This is a genomic window from Bailinhaonella thermotolerans, from assembly GCF_003594875.1.
Taxonomy (GTDB): domain Bacteria; phylum Actinomycetota; class Actinomycetes; order Streptosporangiales; family Streptosporangiaceae; genus Bailinhaonella; species Bailinhaonella thermotolerans.
The window spans coordinates 603,526-621,869 of the sequence record NZ_QZEY01000004.1 but is presented as its reverse complement, the minus strand read 5'-3'; the positions used below and the strand labels follow the sequence as shown (position 1 = coordinate 621,869).

The 18,344-nt window shown below is 74.1% G+C and carries 13 protein-coding genes and 1 pseudogene; 11 read left to right on the top strand and 3 right to left on the bottom strand.

Features of this window, described 5'->3' with window-relative positions:
- Window positions 1-4: 4 nt before the first annotated feature.
- Window positions 5-898: a carbohydrate ABC transporter permease gene (locus D5H75_RS15155; RefSeq protein WP_242454247.1), complete on the bottom strand. Its 894-nt coding sequence runs from the start codon at window positions 896-898 to the stop codon at window positions 5-7.
- On the bottom strand, window positions 885-1,913 hold the full coding sequence (locus D5H75_RS15150; protein ID WP_202638162.1) for an ABC transporter permease: 1,029 nt from the start codon (window positions 1,911-1,913) through the stop codon (window positions 885-887). Before D5H75_RS15150 ends, D5H75_RS15155 begins: the two co-directional genes overlap by 14 nt.
- Before the next feature lie 276 nt (window positions 1,914-2,189).
- On the opposite strand from D5H75_RS15150, the gene D5H75_RS15145 reads away from it, so the two are divergent.
- The 7 genes from D5H75_RS15145 to D5H75_RS15115 all read left to right on the top strand — a co-directional run bounded on the left by D5H75_RS15145 (window position 2,190) and on the right by D5H75_RS15115 (window position 11,949).
- A complete protein-coding gene (locus tag D5H75_RS15145; protein ID WP_202638161.1) occupies window positions 2,190-3,236 on the top strand; it encodes a hydroxyacid dehydrogenase in 1,047 nt (348 codons plus the stop codon).
- Window positions 3,237-3,291: 55 nt separating this feature from the next.
- Window positions 3,292-4,377, top strand: a complete 1,086-nt coding sequence (locus D5H75_RS15140) for a LacI family DNA-binding transcriptional regulator (RefSeq protein WP_202638160.1) — start codon at window positions 3,292-3,294, stop codon at window positions 4,375-4,377.
- A gap of 141 nt (window positions 4,378-4,518) precedes the next feature.
- On the top strand, window positions 4,519-6,900 hold the full coding sequence (locus tag D5H75_RS15135; protein ID WP_119927042.1) for a polysaccharide lyase 8 family protein: 2,382 nt from the start codon (window positions 4,519-4,521) through the stop codon (window positions 6,898-6,900).
- Window positions 6,901-6,948: 48 nt separating this feature from the next.
- On the top strand, window positions 6,949-8,823 hold the full coding sequence (locus D5H75_RS15130; RefSeq protein WP_119927041.1) for a DUF2264 domain-containing protein: 1,875 nt from the start codon (window positions 6,949-6,951) through the stop codon (window positions 8,821-8,823).
- A 61-nt stretch (window positions 8,824-8,884) separates the two neighbouring features.
- Entirely contained in the window at window positions 8,885-10,069 is a 1,185-nt protein-coding gene (locus tag D5H75_RS15125; RefSeq protein ID WP_119927040.1) for a Gfo/Idh/MocA family protein, read from the top strand.
- A gap of 170 nt (window positions 10,070-10,239) precedes the next feature.
- Window positions 10,240-10,944, top strand: coding sequence for a DUF7019 family protein (locus D5H75_RS15120; protein ID WP_119927039.1), 705 nt, complete (start codon window positions 10,240-10,242; stop codon window positions 10,942-10,944).
- Between the two features lie 192 nt (window positions 10,945-11,136).
- Window positions 11,137-11,949: a hypothetical protein gene (locus tag D5H75_RS15115; protein ID WP_147425153.1), complete on the top strand. Its 813-nt coding sequence runs from the start codon at window positions 11,137-11,139 to the stop codon at window positions 11,947-11,949.
- 50 nt (window positions 11,950-11,999) lie between these two features.
- Here the strand turns inward: D5H75_RS15115 and D5H75_RS44115 are convergent, their stop codons facing one another.
- A complete protein-coding gene (locus tag D5H75_RS44115) occupies window positions 12,000-12,659 on the bottom strand; it encodes a TetR/AcrR family transcriptional regulator (RefSeq protein ID WP_119927037.1) in 660 nt (219 codons plus the stop codon).
- A 41-nt stretch (window positions 12,660-12,700) separates the two neighbouring features.
- On the opposite strand from D5H75_RS44115, the gene D5H75_RS15105 reads away from it, so the two are divergent.
- The 4 genes and pseudogenes from D5H75_RS15105 to D5H75_RS44745 all read left to right on the top strand — a co-directional run bounded on the left by D5H75_RS15105 (window position 12,701) and on the right by D5H75_RS44745 (window position 18,333).
- Window positions 12,701-13,684: a saccharopine dehydrogenase NADP-binding domain-containing protein gene (locus tag D5H75_RS15105; RefSeq protein ID WP_202638159.1), complete on the top strand. Its 984-nt coding sequence runs from the start codon at window positions 12,701-12,703 to the stop codon at window positions 13,682-13,684.
- Between the two features lie 146 nt (window positions 13,685-13,830).
- Window positions 13,831-14,901 carry a LacI family DNA-binding transcriptional regulator gene (locus D5H75_RS15100; RefSeq protein ID WP_119927036.1) on the top strand — a complete coding sequence of 357 codons (1,071 nt, stop codon included), beginning with the start codon at window positions 13,831-13,833 and terminating at the stop codon, window positions 14,899-14,901.
- The gene (locus D5H75_RS15095) at window positions 14,898-16,406 is read left to right on the top strand and encodes a sugar ABC transporter ATP-binding protein (protein ID WP_119927035.1); all 1,509 of its coding nucleotides are present in this window, start codon (window positions 14,898-14,900) and stop codon (window positions 16,404-16,406) included. The genes D5H75_RS15100 and D5H75_RS15095 overlap by 4 nt, the downstream gene beginning before the upstream one ends.
- Window positions 16,390-18,333, top strand: a pseudogene (locus tag D5H75_RS44745) (ABC transporter permease/substrate-binding protein). The gene D5H75_RS15095 and the pseudogene D5H75_RS44745 overlap by 17 nt, the downstream one beginning before the upstream one ends.
- The last annotated feature ends 11 nt before the right edge of the window (window positions 18,334-18,344 follow it).

Sequence of the window (18,344 nt, the reverse complement as noted above, 5' to 3'; positions counted from 1 at the left end):
CCGGTCAGCCCTTGACGGCGCCGGTCAGCACGCCCTTGGTGAAGTAGCGCTGCAGGAACGGGTAGACGAGGAGGATCGGGACGAGCGCCACCACGACGACCGCCATCTGCAGGGCCTGGGCCGGGGGCGGGACCTCGCCCGCCGCCGCCGCGATGTCGGCCCCCAGCGGCTGGCCCTGCAGCACGTACAGGCGCAGGATCAGCGGCAGCGGCCACTTGTCGGACTCGAGGTAGAGCAGCGCGTTGAAGAACGCGTTCCAGTAGGCGACCGCGTAGAACAGCGAGACCACCGCGACCACGGCCTTCGACAGCGGCAGCACGATGCGCAGCAGGATCCGCAGGTCGCCCGCGCCGTCCATGCGCGCGCTCTCCAGGAGCTCCTGCGGCAGCCCCATGAAGAACGACCGCAGGACGACCAGGTTGAACGCGCTCACCAGCGCCGGGAGGATCAGCGAGCCGAAGGAGTTGAGCAGCCCCAGCTCCTTGACCAGCAGGTAGTTGGGGATGATGCCGGGGCTGAACAGCATCGTGAACAGCGCGACCATGAGGATGGCCCGGCCCCCGGTCAGCTCCCGCCGCGCCAGCGCGAACGCCATCGCCACGGTGACGCTGAGGCTGGCGAGCGTGCCGGCGACGGTGACCGCCACGCTGACCAGCAGCGCCCGGGTGACCGTGCCCCCGGAGAAGATCACCCGGTACGCCTCCAGGGTGGGCTCCACGGGGAACAGCACGAGGCCGCCGTTGCGGGTGATCTCGTCCTGGGTGGACAGGCTCGTCATCACCACGGCCGCGAAGGGGTACAGCACGACGAACGAGATGATCACCAGCGTCATCACCTTGGCCGCGAGCCCGAGCCGGGTGGGCGGCTCCATCCAGACCGGCCGGCTACTTGTCCGCACCGCGGTACACCCCCTCCTGGCCGAACAGGTGCGCCACCTTGTTGGCCCCGAGCACGAGCGCGGTGCCGACCACCGCCTTGATCAGGCCGACCGCCGCCGAGGTGCCCCACTCGCCGCTGCGGATGCCGTGGAAGTAGACGTAGGTGTCGAGCACCTCGCCCGCCTCCGGGCCCACCGCGTCGCGCTGCAGGACGATCTGCTCGAAGCCGACCGACAGGATGCTGCCGAGGTTGAGGATGAGCAGCAGGATGATCACCGGCGTGATGCCGGGCAGCGTGATGTGCCAGAGCCGCCGCCACCGCCCGGCCCCGTCGATCGCCGCCGCCTCGTACAGGCCCTGGTCGATGCTGAGCAGCGCGGCCAGGAAGATGATCGTGCCCCAGCCCGCGTCCTTCCAGATCACCTGGAGCGCCACCAGCCAGGGGAAGGCGTCCGGATCGGTCATGACGTCGTAGCGCGGCAGGCCGAGGGCGTCCATGAGGTGGGGCACCACGCCCGCCCCGCCGAGCACCTGCTGGAAGATCGAGACGATGATCACCCAGCCGATGAAGTGCGGCAGGTAGACGATGCTCTGCACGAACCTGCGGATCTTGTCGCTGAGGATGCTGTGCAGCAGCAGCGCCAGCCCGATCGGCGCGGGGAAGAACAGCACGAGCTGCACCAGCGTGATCCGCAGGGTGTTGCCGAGCGCGCTCCAGAACCGCGGGTCGCCGAACAGCGCGGCGAAGTTGTCCAGCCCCACCCACGCGCTCTCGGCGAATCCCAGGAACGGCTGGAAGTCCTGGAACGCGATCACGTACCCGAACAGCGGCAGGTAGTGGAACACCAGGAAGTAGAGCAGGCCCGGCAGCGCGAGCAGCAGCAGGACCCCGTCCCTGCGGAGCCGCCGCCGCAGCGGGACCCTGCGGCGAGCCGGCCGCCCGGCCGCCCGCTCCGGCGCCCCGGCGGCGGCCTCCGGCGGGGAGGCGCCCGGGGGGCGGAGGGCCGCCCGGGGCGGCCCCGATTGCTTGACCATGCCCACTACCTCTTCGGCCGGGCCGGGCGGCCGAGCCGCCCGGGTCGTTCTCAGGTCCTCGCGTGCCTCGCCGGTAACCCGGACATCCGTCACGCGATGCCCGCAGTTTGGTAAGCGCTTTCCCGTTCGTCAAGACCCCGATCTCCGCCAATCCAGCCCGCGAACCCCGGTGACTAGCGCATATGTGGAGCAAATTGAGTGACCCGGTTGACGGCCGCCGGGAGCTTCCCTATCGTCCAGCCAGAACATAGAACGCGCTTACTATCGGGGGTGGCGGTGCAGACGACTGGCGAGACCGTTCCGGACCCGGATCCGCCCGCGCCGCACCGTCCCCGCGTGGTCCTGGCCATGGACGGGCGGGAGACGGCGGGCGTGTTCACCCCGCGGACGCTGGCCCGCCTGCACGAGCTCGCCGACGTACGGCCCGGCGTGCTGGGCGCCTTCACCGGCCCGGACGCCGACGCGGCGCTCGCCTCGGCCGAGGTGCTGCTCACCGGCTGGGGCTGCCCGCGGATCGACGGGACCGTCCTGGACCGGGCCCCGGGGCTGCGCGCGATCCTGCACACCGCCGGGACCGTGAAGACCTTCCTCGACCGCGAGGTGCTGGCCCGGGGCGTACGGATCTCCACGGCGGCCGCGGCCAACGCCATCCCCGTCGCGGAGTACACGCTCGCCGCCATCGTCTTCGGGGCCAAGCGCGCCTTCGCCCTCGCCCACGGGTACGCCAGGACGGGCCGCAAGCGGGACCTGTCCGGGGTGGCCTGGCTGGGGACCCACGGGCTCACGGTCGGGGTCGTCGGGGCCTCCCGCATCGGCCGGCTCGTCATCGACAGGCTGCGGACGCTCGACGCGGACGTGCTCGTCCACGACCCGTACCTGGACCCGGGCGAGGCCCGGCGGCTGCGCGCCGAGCCCGTGGGGCTGGACGAGCTGTGCCGGCGCTCCCACGTGGTCACCCTGCACGCCCCCGACGTGCCGAGCACGCGCAGGCTGATCGACCGCCGGCGCCTCGGCCTGATGCGGGACGGCACGCTGATCGTCAACACCGCGCGGGGCTCGCTGATCGAGGAGGCGGCCCTGCTCGACGAGCTGGCCTCCGGGCGGCTGGACGCCGTGCTCGACGTGACCGACCCCGAGCCCCTGCCGCCGCGCTCGCCGCTGTTCGAGCTGCCCAACGTCCTCGTGACGCCGCACATCGCCGGCGCCCTGGGCAACGAGCAGGCCCGCCTGGGCGCGCTGGCGGTGGCGGAGCTGGCCAGGTACGCCGCCGGCGAGCCGCTCGCCTACGAGGTCCTGGCCCGCGACTGGGAGAAGATCGCTTGAGCCCCCGCCACACCCGCCGCGCCGTTACCCTGACCGCATAGAAGGAGGCCGTACCGTGGACAGTCGGGCCCGGGGCCGCCAGCGCGCGACCGCGCCCCTGGCGCCCGCCACGATCGCCGACGTGGCCAAGCGGGCGGGCGTCTCGTCCGCCACCGTGTCCCGCGTGCTCAACCAGAACTACCCGGTGGCCGCCGCCACGCGGGAGCGGGTCGAGCGCGCGGTGGCCGAGCTGGGCTACGTCGCCAACGCCCACGCCAGAGCGCTCGCCGGGGTGACCAACCGGACGGTCGGCATCATCGTCAACGAGCTGGTGGACCCGTTCTACGCGTTCATCGCCCGGGGCGTGGAGGCCGAGGCGAGCGCGTCCGGGCGGCTGTGCCTGGTGTGCTGCACCAAGGGCGACTCCCGCAAGGAGCTGGCCTTCATCGACCTGCTGCACGAGCAGCGCGCCGACGCGGTCATCCTCGTCGGCGGCAGCGTGAACGACCGCGCCTTCACGGCGGAGGTGGCCCGCCGCGCCCGCGCGCTGGACGCCTCGGGCTCGCGGCTGGCGCTCTGCGGCCGGCCCCCGATCGGGGACGGCGTGCCGACGTCGGTGATCGAGTACGACAACGAGGGCGGCGCGTTCGCGATCACCGACTACCTGCTCAACCAGGGCCACCGGCGGATCCTGTACGTCGGGGGCCCGGCCGCGCTGTCCACCACGGTGCACCGCCTGGCCGGGCACCGCCGCGCGCTGGAGACCCGCGGCCTGCCGTACGACGAGGACCTGATCCAGACGGGGGTGTTCGGGCGCCGGTTCGGCTACGAGCGCATCCGGGCCGCGCTGGGCGCGGGGCTGGACTTCACGGCCGTCTTCGCGGCGAACGACAGCGTCGCGGCGGGCGTGCTGCACGGCCTGGAGGAGGCGGGGCTGCGCGTGCCCGAGGACCTCTCGCTCGTGGGTTACGACGACCTGCCGGTGGCGCAGGAGCTGCGGCCGGCCCTCACGACGGTGCACGTCCCGCTGGAGGAGATGGGCCGCCAGGCCGTACGGCTGGCGCTGGCCGACCCCGGCGACGAGCTCGCCCCCGTCTCCGGGTCGATGCGGCTGGGGACGCACATCGTCGTGCGCGCCTCGGTGGGCCCACCCGCACGATGATCGGCAAGCGGTTGCCCGGAAAGACGGTAGTAACTCCTTTCCTCCCTTGACTTCCTATAGAAACCGCTTACTTAATCGTGCTCAGCGATGTCCGAAAGATCCGGGTACGGCGCGCCGTGCCCCCGAAGGACCGAGGTGCGCATGCCTCCACGTCTCACCCGCCGGGGCCTGTTCCTGCTCGGCGCCGCCGCCCTCGGCGCCGCGAACCTCCCGGCCGCCGCCTTCGCCGCCGGGGACGAGTTCGGCGTCCTGCGGTCCCGCGCCCTCGCGCTGCTGACCGGCGAGGCCGTCGACCCGGCCGACCCCGTCTACGCCCGCGCCCTCGGGTCGCTGGAAGCGAGCGCGGCGGCGGCGTGGGACACGATGGACCGGGGCGCGAGCCGTACCCGGCTCTGGGCCGACCTGCCCCTCGGCGCCGACCCCGCCGGCTTCGGGCAGAGCTACACCCGCCTGCGCTCGATCGGGCTCGCCTGGGCCACCCCCGGCACCCCGCGGCACGGCGACGAGGAGGTCGCGGCCGCGCTGCTCTCCGCGCTCGACCTGCTGTACGACCGGGCCTACAACGAGACCAGGCGCGAGACCGGGAACTGGTGGTTCTGGGAGATCGGCGCGCCGCGCGCCCTCATGGACACCTGCGTGCTGCTGGGCGACCGGATCCCGGCCGACCGGCTGGCGGCGTACCTGCGGGCCGTGGACCGGTTCTGCCCCGACCCCGACCGCCGGGTCCTGCAGCCCTCGCTCTCCGAGACCGGGGCGAACCGGGCGGACAAGGCGATGATCGTGGCGCTGCGCGGCATCCTCGGCCGGGACGCGGCCAAGCTGGCCCTGGCCCGCGACGGCCTGTCCGACGTGCGCGACGGCGGGCGGCGCAGCCTGTTCGCCTACGTCACCTCCGGCGACGGTTTCTACCGCGACGGCTCGTTCCTCCAGCACGGCTCCGTCGCCTACACCGGCTCCTACGGGGCGGTCCTGCTCTCGGCCGTGGCCCAGCTCGTCGGCCTGCTCGGCGGCTCCCGCTGGCGGGTGACCGACCCGGCCCAGGCGGTGATCCTCGACGCCGTCGAGGCGAGCTTCGCCCCGGTGATGCGCGACGGGCTGGTCATGGACCACGTGCGCGGGCGCGCCGTCTCCCGGCAGGCCCAGCCCGACGCCGCGGCGGGGCACGGCGTCATCACCTCGGTGCTGCTGCTCGCCCAGGGCGCGCCCGAGCCGTACGCCTCCCGGTTCCGCGCGCTGGCCAAGGGCTGGATCGAGCGCGGCACGCACCGGCCGTACCTGGAGCACGCGGGGGTGCCGGCGATCGCGCGGGCCAGGGCGGTGCTGGACGACCCGGCGATCACGCCCGCGCCCCGGCCGGTGGGGCACTTCGTCTTCCCCGACATGGACCGCGTCGTGCACCACCGGCCCGGCTGGTCGTTCGCGATCAGCCTGTCGTCCCGGCGGATCGCGGCGTACGAGGCCGGCAACGGCGAGAACCTGCGCGGCTGGTACACCGGCGACGGCATGACCTACCTCTACACCGACGACCTCGGCCAGTTCGGCGACGGCTTCTGGCCCACCGTGAACGCCTACCGGCTGCCCGGCACGACGGTGGACACCCGCGAGCGCGCCCCGCTCGGGACCGGCGGCGGGACGAGCACGTACCGCCCGGCGAACGCCTGGGCGGGCGGGGCCGCGCTCGGCGAGCTGGGCGTGGCGGGCATCGAGCTGATCGGGCACGGCGTCACGCTGCGCGCCAGGAAGTCGTGGTTCTGCCTCGACGACGCGGTCGTGGCGCTCGGCGCGGGCATCACCAGCGGCGACGGCCGGACGATAGAGACGATCGTGGAGAACCGGAACCTGCGCTCCGGCGGCCGGCTGACCGTGGACGGGGCCGCGCAGCCCGGCGACGACGGCTGGAGCGGGTCCTTCGACCCCCGGTGGGCGCACGTGGAGGGCGTCGGCGGCTACGTCTTCCCCGAGGGCGGCACGCTGCGCGCGCTGCGCGAGAGCCGTACCGGGGCCTGGCGCGACATCAACGTCGGCGCGGACACCGGCGGCGGGCCCGAGCCCGTCACCCGCCGGTACCTGACCCTCTGGCACGACCACGGGACGAACCCCTCCGGCGCGGCGTACGCCCACGTCCTGCTGCCGGGGCTCGGCGCCGGGGAGACCGCGCGGTGGGCGGAGGAGCCGCCGGTCCGCGTCCTGTCCAACACCGCGGACCTGCAGGCCGTCGCCGCGCCCCGGCTCGGCCTCACCGCCGCCGTGTTCTGGGCGGCCGGGAGCCTGAAGGAGGTCTCGGCCGACGCGCCCGCCGCCGTCCTCGTGCGGCGGCACGCCGGGCGGATCTCCGTCGCCGTCTCCGACCCCTCGCGCACCGTGGCCACGGTGACGCTCGTCCTGCGCCACCCGGCCCACGGCGTGGAACGGGCGGACGAGACGATCGAGGTGACGCCCGGCCGGAACCCCCGGCTCACCGTCGCGGTGGGCGGCTCGCGCGGGCGCACGCACACGGCCGTCCTCCGCGTCGGCGGCGGCTGACCCCCGCAGGCGAGCACGACCGACCCCGCGACGCGACTGGAGACCGCGATGACCCCGCCCTACCTGGCCCTCCCCCCGACCGACCGGGTCCTGTCCCCCCGCACCGGCTGGACGCGGGCGCACTGGGAGGCGGTGGCCGACCGCCTGCTCGACGCGCTCGTGCCGCACGCCTCGCCCGGCTTCGCCCGCGTCCTGCCCCCGGGCCGGGGGAGCTGGTCGGGGCTGGTCCTCGACGGGCTGGAGGGGTTCGCGCGCGGCTTCCTGCTCGCCGCGTTCCGCATCGCGGGGGCGGGCGGGGAGGTCCGCCCCGAGCTGCTGGAGCGGTACGCCAGGGGACTCGCGTCCGGCACCGACCCCGCGAGCGGGGAGGCCTGGCCCGAGATCACCGACTGCTCCCAGCAGATGGTGGAGGCGGCCGCCATCGCGCTGGCGCTGCACGAGACCCGCCCGTGGATCTGGGACCGCCTCTCCCCCGGCGTGCGGGAGCGGGTGGTGGACTGGCTCGCCGGGTTCGTGGGCAAGCGCACCTGGGAGAACAACTGGATGCTCTTCCAGACGGTGACGGAGGAGTTCCTGCGGTCCGTCGGCGGGCCGCACGAGCCCGCCGAGATCACGCGCGGCCTGGACCGGATCGAGGAGTGGTACGCCGGGGACGGGTGGTACACCGACGGGCCCGGGCGCAACTTCGACTACTACAACGCCTGGGCCCTGCACCTGTACCCGCTCATGTGGACACGGATGTCCGGCGACGAGGGGCGGGCGGCGGTCTACCGGGAGCGCCTGCGCGAGTTCCTCGGGACGTACCAGCACTTCTTCGGGGCCGACGGGGCGCCGATCCACCACGGCCGCTCGCTCTGCTACCGGTTCGCCTGCCTGGCCCCGGTCTGGCTGGGGGCGCTGTGCGACGCCACGCCCCTGGAGCCGGGGCGGACCCGGCGGCTGGCCTCGGGCGTGCTGCGCCACTTCGCCGAGCGCGGGGTCCCCGACCGCGCCGGGCTGCTGCCCCTGGGCTGGTACGGCACGTTCCTGCCGGCGACGCAGCCGTACTCCGGCCCGGCGTCGCCGTACTGGGCGGCCAAGGGGTTCCTCGGGCTGCTGCTCCCGCCCGGCCACGCCGTCTGGACCGCGCCCGAGCTGCCGCTGCCGATCGAGTCCGGCGACGTGACCGCCGCGATCCCGGCCGCGGGGCTGCTCCTGCACGGCACGCGCCACGACGGGATCGCGCGCCTGGTCAACCACGGCAGCGACCACAACCCGCCGCCGCCCGCCGAGGCCGCCGACGACCCCCACTACGCGAAGCTGGCGTACTCCTCCCGCACCGCGCCCGACGCGTCGCCGGACGCCTTCCGGCGCGGCGTGGACAACCACCTGGCGCTGCTCGACGGGGACGCGGTGAGCCGCCGCGCCCGCGTCCACCCGCTGGCCTGCTCCGGGCGCCAGGCCTCCTCCTGGCACGAGGTCCGCCTGCCCGGCGGGGAGGAGGCGCGGGTGGAGTCCCACTCGCTCGTGCGCGGCCCCTGGGAGGTGCGCGTGCACTACGTCACCGCCCCCGCGCGCGTCGCGGTCCGCGAGGGCGGGCACGCCGTCGCCGCCGCGTCCGCCCCCGAGACCGCGCGGGGCGACGGGTGGGCCCTCGCCCGCCGCCCCGACGGCCTCACCAGCGCCGTCGTCGGCCTGTACGGCTGGCGCGAGGCGGAGGTCGCGGCCGCCGTGGAGGCGAACGCCTTCGGGCCGCGCTCGGCCACGCCGTACCTCTGGAGTCCCGGCGACCCCGGCGTGCTCGTCTCGCTGGTGGTGCTGTCCGGTGACGCGGTGCACCCCGGCGCGCTGCGCGAGGCCGTCGGTGTGGACGTCCAGGGCGACTCGGTGACCGTCGTCTTCCCCGACGGCGACCGGGCCACCGTCACCCCGGCCGCCCGCTGACGGCCGCGGCAACCTCAACGCGACGAAGCGCACGCGGACGCGTGCGCGGGAAAGGACGCAAGTGGACGACCTTCGTATCGGCGTCATCGGCCTCGGCCTGCGGGTGACCCTCGCCCTGGCCGCGCACCGGCCCGGGCGGGGCTCGGCGGTGACGGCCGTCTGCGACACCGACCCGGCCGCGCTGAAGGAGCGGGCGGCCGCGTTCGGCGAGCCGTTCGCCACCACCGACCACCGGGAGCTGCTCGCCAGGGACGACGTGGACGCGGTGGCCGTGCTGACCCCCGACGACACCCACCGGGACATCGCGATCGACTGCCTGCGTGCGGGCAAGGCGGTGTTCCTGGAGAAGCCGATGCACATCACCGTCGAGGGCTGCGACGACATCCTGCGCGCCGCGCGCGAGACCGGGACCCGGCTCTACGTCGGCCACAACATGCGGCACATGCGGGTCGTGCGGCTCATGCGCGAGATCATCGCCTCCGGGGCGATCGGGGAGCCGAAGACCGTCTGGGTGCGGCACTTCGTCGGCTACGGCGGCGACTACTACTTCAAGGACTGGCACGCCGAGCGGTCCCGGACGACCGGGCTGCTGCTGCAGAAGGCCGCCCACGACCTGGACGTGGTGCACTGGCTCGCGGGCGGCCACACCACGCGGGTCAACGCCCTGGGCGACCTGATGGTGTACGGCGGAGCGCCCCGCAGGGAGCCGGGGACGCCCCGGCCCGAGGGCTGGCTGCGGGAGTTCACGTGGCCGCCCACGGCGATGACGGGGCTCAACCACCGGGTCGAGGTGGAGGACGTCAGCGTGATGAACATGCGCCTGGACAACGGGGTCATCGCGGCCTACCAGCAGTGCCACTTCACCCCCGACTACTGGCGCAACTACACCGTCATCGGCACCGAGGGCCGGCTGGAGAACTTCGGCGACACCGAGGGGGCCGAGGTCAGGGTCTGGAACACCGGGCCCGGCGGCTACCGCCCGGAGGCCGACGTCACCTACCGCGTGCCCCGCTCCGAGGGGTCGCACGGCGGGGCCGACCTCAAGATCGCCGAGGAGTTCGTCCGCTTCGCCCGGGACGGCGGGGTCACCGACACCTCCCCGGTCTCCGCCCGGATGAGCGTCGCCGCGGCGTACATGGCCACGATGTCCCTGCGCGACGGCGGCGTGCCGTACGACGTGCCGCCCCTCGACCCCGGTCTCGCCGCCTACTTCGACCGCGGCCAGGTCCCCGCCGCCGGGTCCTAGCCCGCGGGGACCGGGTCCCGGCGGCCAGGACCGGCGTCATGGCCGCGGGACCGGGGTCCCGGCCGGAGGCCGGGAGGGCGGCGGGCGGCGCGGGCGATCGCCGGACGCGGGGCGGCGCGAGGGGCCAGGATGGGAGGGCGAGGTCCCCGCCTCCGCAGGGAAAGGGATTCATGCGCTACTACGAGTACCTGTCCGTCGCCAAGGTCGAGATGCTGTACGGCCAGCTCGGCGGGCCGGGCCCGGCCGTGAGCCACGAGGTGGGCCTGGACGTGAAGGTGCTCAGGGCCACCCGGCGCAGCGAGACCACCGGCGAGCCCGGCCTCTACGACAAGCTCACCGCCGTCGAGGACCGGATCTACGCGAGCGAGCCGGTCGGGAGCGTGGACGAGCCGGCGGCGTGGATCTACGGCAGGATGCCGCTCTCCGCCGTGCTCCTCCCCCCGGCCGGCGACGGCGCGGCGGACCGGGCCGTGCTGTTCGCCGGCGCCTCCGAGACGGGGGCCTTCCTCGTCATGGGCGGCGCGGCCCGCCACCTGACCTCGCAGGCCGGCGCCCCGCCCATCCAGGGCGGCGGGCTCTCCCCGTCCGGCCGGCTCGGCCTCCAGCAGGCCCTCAAGGCGTACGCGGCCGAGATCGGCGCCGCGGTCCCGGAACACGACCAGCTCGGCCGCCCCGCCTTCCCCGTCCACCCCGAGCTGGTCCCCGGCCGCCTCCACTCCCCCGCCCACGAGATCGCCTCCCGCGGCACCCCCCTCGGCGCATGCGAATTCCTGGCCAAACGCCTCGCCTCCGGCCCCGCGACCTCCTCCCACCCCCACTGGCCCACCCCCACAGGCACCCTCGCCACCCCCCTCTTCATAGCCCTAACCGACTGAAGCAGCCCCCACCCACCACCCCCATCTCGCCCGAACCGGGCGCCGGGGCGATCACGCACCGGAACCCTCGCGATGCGCCGCGCGTTCATGGGGTGAACGCGATCGCCCGGCGGGACCGGGCGGACTCGGGGCCGCGTCACGATCATTGGTCGTTCATGCCCGGGCGGGTGCCCGGGCAGCGAGGAGCGGTTGATGGCAGGCGTTCTCTCTCCTCCGGCGCGAGGGCTCGACGGGAACCGGCGCGGGCCGTACCTCACGAGGACCGTGCGCGCTCTGCTCGCGGCCCTCGTCCTCGCCGTCTCCGGCTGCTCCGCCGGGGAGGTGAAGGGGACCTACCACCCGGTGCTCATCCCGGTGAAGTTCGAGTGGAGCCCGTCCGGCGTCAAGGTCTCGGGGGAGACCTCGGTGGTGACGCCTGTCGGCGTGTTCTCGATCGGGGCGGAATACGCGCTCCCGGAACGGGAGAAGGACGCGACCTACGTCGTCATCCGCGACGCGAAGGGCCGGCCCGGCGATCCCGGCAGCCTCGGGTTCGACCACATCTACAAGCTCCGGGGCCACGGCGGCCGGCTCACCGCGGTGGTCAACGGCTCGACCACGATCGAGGTCGTCGAGGGCCGGGTGCTGATCGACGTCACCGCGGGGAACGTGCGGACGATCGAGTTCAGGGAGGCCGCCGTCACCGTGCGGGAGCGCACGGCGGGCCCGTTCGACCGCTGGGACCAGTACTGGAAGGACTGCGTCTACTCCCCCTTCGCCCTGTCCCGCTGGGCCTACGACGACTCGACGATCTCCCAGGGGTACGGCGCCGGCTTCGCGTGGTTCCTCCTCCGCCTGATCGCCGCCCTGATCCTCGGCCTCGTCGACGTCGTCCTCACCCTCGCCTGCCTCGCCGCCGCGGTCGCGTTCATGTTCTTCGGCCCCACCGGCCGCAACATCGTCTACGGCCTGGAAGCCCTGGCCGTCCTGTTCCTCGCCGCCCTGGCCAAGACCGCCTCGCTCTGAATCCGGCGGCGGCCACCGCCACCGCGCCCCCGGTCCTCGGGGGGCCGGCGTCAGGGGGGTGGGGGGAGGGTGGTGAGGAGGGTGGTGAGGGTGGTCTCGGACCAGGTGAGCCATTGGGTGTGGGGCCAGGAGCGGGTGTGGACCAGGAGGGTGTAGGTCTCGGGGGACTGGAGGGCCAGGGCGGTGTCGGCGGCGGTCTCGATCGTCAGGCCGGGGCGGAGGGGGGTCTTGCGGGCCAGGGCCTCGGTGAAGGCGCGCTGGACGGTGAGGCGCTGGGCGGTGTTGAGGGCCCAGACCTCGGCCAGGTCGGGGTCCGCGGGGGCGGCGCCGCGCACGGCGTCGAGGAGGGGGGCGGCGCGGAGGTAGATGTCACCGGCGCCGGCGACCTGGCGGCGGATCTGGCCGACGGGGTCGGGGTCGGCCAGGGCCGCGCGGGCCCAGGGGCGTTCGAGGGTGGGCACGGGCTCGTCGTCGCCCGCCACCGCCCGGTCGAGGGCGGCGGCGAGGACGGCCTTCTTGGTGCCGAAGGCGTAGTAGACCGTCTGCTCGCTCACTCCGGCGCGGGCGGCGATGGCGCCGATGCTGGTGGCGGCGTATCCGGCGGTGGTGAACAGCTCGGCGGCGGCGGCCGTGATCTTGGCGCGGGTCGCCCGCGCCCGCGCGGCGCGGCCGTCCGTCCGGCCCCGCCCGGTTCCCGCGTTCTCGCTCACGGGACTTGACTATAGCAGCACTACAAAAACATTCTTGTAGTGTGACTACAAAAAGTACGGCGATCCTCATCCTGGGCGGATACGGCGCGGTGGGCCGGCACGCCGCGGCAGCGCTGGCCGGGCGGCACGACGTGGTCGTGGCCGGGCGCGATCCGGGCCGGGCCAGGCCGGTCCCGGGCAGCCGGACGGCGCGGGTGGACGCGGCGGACCCCGCCTCCCTGGCCGCCGCGCTGGACGGGACCGGGACCGTCCTGATGTGCGCGGAGCGGGACAACGCGCGGGTGGCGCGGGCCTGCCTGGAACGCGGGATCCACTACCTGGACGTCTCGGCGTCCCACCCGACCCTGGACGCCATCGCCGGCCTCGACGGCCTGGCCCGCGAGCGCGGGTCGGCCGCCGCCCTCAGCGTGGGCCTCGCCCCGGGCGTGACCAACCTGCTCGCCCGGCACGTCACCGAGCGCTCCGGCGCGGACCGCGTGCGCGTCGCCGTACTGCTGGGATCCGGCGAGCACCACGGGCCGGCCGCGCTCGCGTGGACGCTGGACGGCCTGGCCGGGCTCGGCGGCTCGTGGCGGGCCCGCTTCCCCGCGCCGTACGGCGAGCGCACGGTACACCGGTTCCCCTTCTCCGACCAGCACACGCTCCCGGCCACCCTCGGGCTCGCGGACGCCGTCACCGGGCTGTGCCTGGACTCCCGCGCGTTCACGGCGCTGCTGGCCGCCGCCGGCCGGCCCGCCGCGGCCCGCCTGCTCCGGCGCCCCCGGGTCCGCGCCGCGCTCCTGTCCGCGCTGGCCGGGGTCCACGTCGGCGGGGACGGCTTCGCGGTGACCGTCGAGGCCGGCGGCGCGGGGGCGTCCTTCTCCGGCCGCCTCCAGAGCCGCGCCACGGGTCTCGCGGCCGCCCTCCTCGCCGAGCGCCTGCCGCTCCTGCCTCCCGGCGTCTCCCACATCGAGCGGCTCGTGGACCCCGTGCCCTTCCTGACGGAGCTGGCCGGCCACGGCTTCGACCTGGACCTCCCCCGGTGACCCCCCCCCCGCGTGAGCCCCCGGGGCGGGCGCGCCCCGATACCCCGCACGGGAGGCCGGGCCTGTGAGCCGTTTCACACCCGTCTCAGGTTGTCAGTCGTGTAATCGATTACATAACCTCATGAAATCGATTACATGGAGGACTGATGGCACGCATCAAGGACGTCGCGGCGCACGCCGGCGTGTCCGTCGCCACGGTCTCCCGGGTGCTCAACGACAACCCGTCCGTGACGGAGGAGACCCGGAACCGGGTCTACGCCGCCATGACGGCGCTCAACTACCGCCCCAACGCGGTCGCGCGCTCCCTCCGCACCGAGGCGACCCGGACGCTCGGACTGATCATCGGGGACATCCTGAACCCGTTCTTCACCGAGCTGGCCCGGGCCGTCGAGGACGAGGCCCGCCTCGCCGGGTACACCGTGATCATCGGCAACGCCGACGAACGCGCCGACGAGCAGGACCACTACGTGCGCACGCTGCTGGAACGGCGGGTGGACGGGCTGCTCATCTGCCCCACCGCCGAGGTCACCTCCCTCATCGAGGAGGTGGCCCGCGCCGGCCGGCCGCTGGTCTTCCTGGACCGGACGCTCCCCGGCATCGAGGTGCCCTCGGTGCGGGTCGAGAGCGCCGCGGCCATCGGGGAGCTCATCGGCCACCTGAAGGCGCTGGGCCACCGGCGGATCGCGTTCATCTCCGGCCCGGCCACGCTGTCCACCGGACGCGAGCGCACCGAGGCGTTCCGCGCGGCGATGGCGGCGCACGGGCTGGCGGTCCCCCCCGAGTACCTGGAGGCCGGCGACTTCCGCGAGGGCAGCGGCCGGGCGGGCGCGGCGCGCCTGCTCGACCTGCCCGAGCCGCCCGAGGTCATCTTCACGGGCGACAACCTGATGACGCTGGGCGCGCTGGGCGAGATCCGGGCGCGCGGCCTGCGCATCCCGCGGGACGTCGCGCTGGCCTCCTTCGACGACGTGCCGTGGTTCGTCCACGTCGACCCGGCGATCACCGCGATCGCCCAGCCGACCGCCGAGCTCGGGCGCGCCGCCGTACGGATGATCCTCAACCGCGTCGAGGGCCGCCCCGCCGAGTCGGCCGCGCTCCCCGCGCAGCTCGTCGTCCGCACCTCCTGCGGCGAGACGCCGTACGGCGGAGGCCCGGCGGCGGCCCGCGGCGCGGGCGCGGGCGATCCCGGTCAGGGTGACGAAAGGAGCCGGTCGTGAGCGAGTCGCGGGAGATCCTGCGGGTCGAGGGACTGCGCAAGGGGTTCCCGGGCGTCGTGGCGCTGGACGGCGTGGACTTCGCGCTGCGGTCCGGCGAGGTGCACGTGCTGCTCGGCGAGAACGGCGCGGGCAAGAGCACGCTGATCAAGATGCTCTCCGGGGCCTACCACCCGGACGAGGGCCGCATCCTCGTGGACGGCGAGCCCGTGGAGATCCGCACGGCGGGCGACGCGCAACGCCTCGGCATCTCCACGATCTACCAGGAGTTCAACCTGGTGCCGGAGCTGACGGTCGGCGAGAACCTGTGCCTGGGCCGCCCGCCGCGCCGCTTCGGCCTCGTGGACACCAAGCGGATGCACGCGCAGGCGCGCGAGCTGCTGGACCGGGTGGGCGTGGACGTCGATCCGCGCACCCCGGTGGGGCGGCTCGGCATCGCCCGCATGCAGATGGTCGAGATCGCCAAGGCGCTCGCGCTCAACGCCCGGGTGCTGATCATGGACGAGCCGACCGCCGTGCTGACCACGACCGAGGTGGAGCGGCTGTTCCAGATCGTGCGGCAGCTCCGCGAGCAGGGCGTGGCGATCGTGTTCATCACCCACCACCTGGAGGAGATCGCCCAGATCGGCGACCGCGTCACGGTCCTGCGGGACGGGCGCTCGGTGGCCGAGGTGCCGGCGACGACCTCCGAGGAGGAGCTGGTCCGGCTCATGGTGGGCCGCCCGATCGACCAGCAGTACCCCCGCGAGGCGGGCGAGCCCGGCGCTCCCCTGCTGAGCGTGCGCGGCCTCACCCGGGCGGGCGCGTTCGCGGACGTCTCCTTCGACGTGCGCGCCGGCGAGGTCGTGGGCCTGGCCGGGCTCGTCGGGGCGGGCCGCACCGAGGTCGCCCGCGCGATCTTCGGCGCGGACTCCTACGACTCCGGCGAGGTCCTGGTGAACGGCCGGGCCCTGCCCCGGGGCGACGTGCAGGCCGCGCTGGCCGCCCGGCTCGGGCTGGTCCCCGAGGACCGCAAGGGCCAGGGGCTGGTGCTGGGCGCCGGGATCGGCGAGAACCTGGGCCTGGTCACGCTGGGCCGCGCCAGCCGCGGCGGGTTCGTGGACCGGGCCGGGCAGCGCGCCGCCGCCGCCCGGGTCGCCGAGCAGCTCGGCGTGCGCATGAGCGGGCTGGACCAGGAGGTCCGCACGCTCTCCGGCGGCAACCAGCAGAAGGTCGTCATCGGCAAGTGGCTGCTCGCCGACGTCGGCGTGCTCATCCTCGACGAGCCGACCCGCGGGATCGACGTGGGCGCGAAGGTCGAGATCTACCAACTGATCAACTCTCTCACCGCCTCCGGCCACGCGGTGCTCATGATCTCCAGCGATCTCCCCGAGATCCTCGGCATGAGCGACCGTGTGCTGGTCATGGCCCGGGGCCGGCTCGTGGGCGAGCTCGACGCCGGTGAGGCGACACAGGACTCGGTGATGGCCCTCGCGGTCACCGAGGTGGAGGATGCTCGTGTCCACTAACGTGCTGTCCAAGCGCCCGTCCGCCTGGCTGGCCGAGAACGGCTCCCTGGCGGGCCTGGTCGTGCTCGTGGTCGCGCTCGCGCTGCTGTCGGGCGACTTCCTGACCGTGACCAACCTGCTCAACGTGGGCGTCCAGGCCGCCGTCACCGCGATCCTGGCGTTCGGCGTGACGTTCGTCATCATCACCGGCGGCATCGACCTGTCGGTCGGCGCGGTGGCCGCGCTGTCGGCGATCGTGCTGGCCTGGTCCGCCACGGAGGCCGGGCTGCCCTGGCCGCTGGCCGCGCTCCTCGCGCTCGCGGTCGGCCTGCTGTGCGGGCTGGTCAACGCCGCCCTCGTGGCGTACGGCAAGCTGCCGCCGTTCATCGCCACCCTGGCCATGCTCGGCGTGGCCAGGGGCCTGGCGCTCGTCCTGTCCGAGGGCAGCCCGATCCCGATGCCGGAGACCGTGGCGCACCTCGGCGACACGATCGCGGAGTACCTGCCGGTGCCCGTGCTGGTGATGGTGTTCATGGGCGTCATCACGGCGGTCGTGCTCAACCGCACCTACCCCGGCCGCGCGATGTACGCCATCGGCGGCAACGAGGAGGCCGCCCGGCTCTCCGGGATCAAGGTCAACCGGCAGAAGCTCGTCACCTACGCGCTGTCCGGGGCCTTCGCGGCCGTCGGCGGCGTCGTGCTGGCCAGCCGGCTCGCCTCGGCGCAGCCGCAGGCCGCGTCCGGGTACGAGCTGGACGCGATCGCCGCCGTCGTCATCGGCGGGGCCAGCCTGTCCGGCGGCAAGGGCCGGGCGTTCGGAACCTTCGTCGGCGCGCTCATCCTCGCGGTGCTGCGCAACGGCCTGAACCTGCTCTCCGTCTCCGCCTTCTGGCAGCAGGTGGTGATCGGCGTGGTGATCGCGCTCGCGGTCCTGCTCGACACCCTCCGCCGCAAGGCGTCCAACTGATACGAACGAGGTAAGACCATGAAGCGAATGCTCACCCTCGCCACCGCCGGCGCCGCCCTGGCCCTGGCCGTGACGGCCTGCGGCTCCGGTGGCTCCGGGGACTCCGGCGGCTCCGGCTCCGGCGGCTCGGGCGGCGGCGACATCAAGATCGGCATGTCGGTCTCCACGCTCAACAACCCCTACTTCGTGCACCTGCGCAAGGGCGCGGAGGACGAGGCCGCCAAGCAGGGCGTCAAGCTGACCGTCACCGACGCGCAGAACGACGCCTCCCAGCAGGTGAACCAGGTCCAGAACTTCACCAGCCAGAACATGAAGGCCGTCATCCTCAACCCGGTGGACTCCGACGCCGCCGCCCCCGCCGTGAAGGCGGCCGAGCGGTCGAAGATCCCGGTGATCGCGGCCGACCGCGGCGTCAACGGCGCGCCGGTCACCCAGACCGTGGCCTCGGACAACGTGGCCGGCGGCAAGCTCGCCGCGCAGGAGCTGGCCAAGCAGCTCGGCGAGAAGGGCAAGGTCGTCGTGCTCCAGGGCGTGCCCGGCACCTCCGCCTCGCGCGACCGCGGCCAGGGCTTCGCCGAGGGCATCAAGGCGTTCCCCGGCATCCAGGTCGTCGCCAAGCAGCCGGCCGACTTCGACCGCGCCAAGGGCCTGGACGTCATGACCAACCTGCTCCAGTCCAACCCCGGCATCACCGGCGTCTTCGCCGAGAACGACGAGATGGCGCTCGGCGCGATCAAGGCGCTCGGGGCCAAGGCCGGCAAGGAGGTCAAGGTCGTCGGCTTCGACGGCACCCCGGACGGCATCAAGGCCATCCAGGCGGGCACCCTGAGCGCCTCCGTCGCCCAGCAGCCCGCCCTGCTCGGCCAGACCGCCGTCCAGAACGCGATCAAGGCCGCCAAGGGCGAGAAGATCGAGTCCGTCGTCGCCGTCCCGGTCACGATCGCGAACAAGGACAACGCCGCCCAGTTCGCCACGTCATGACCACCGGCCCG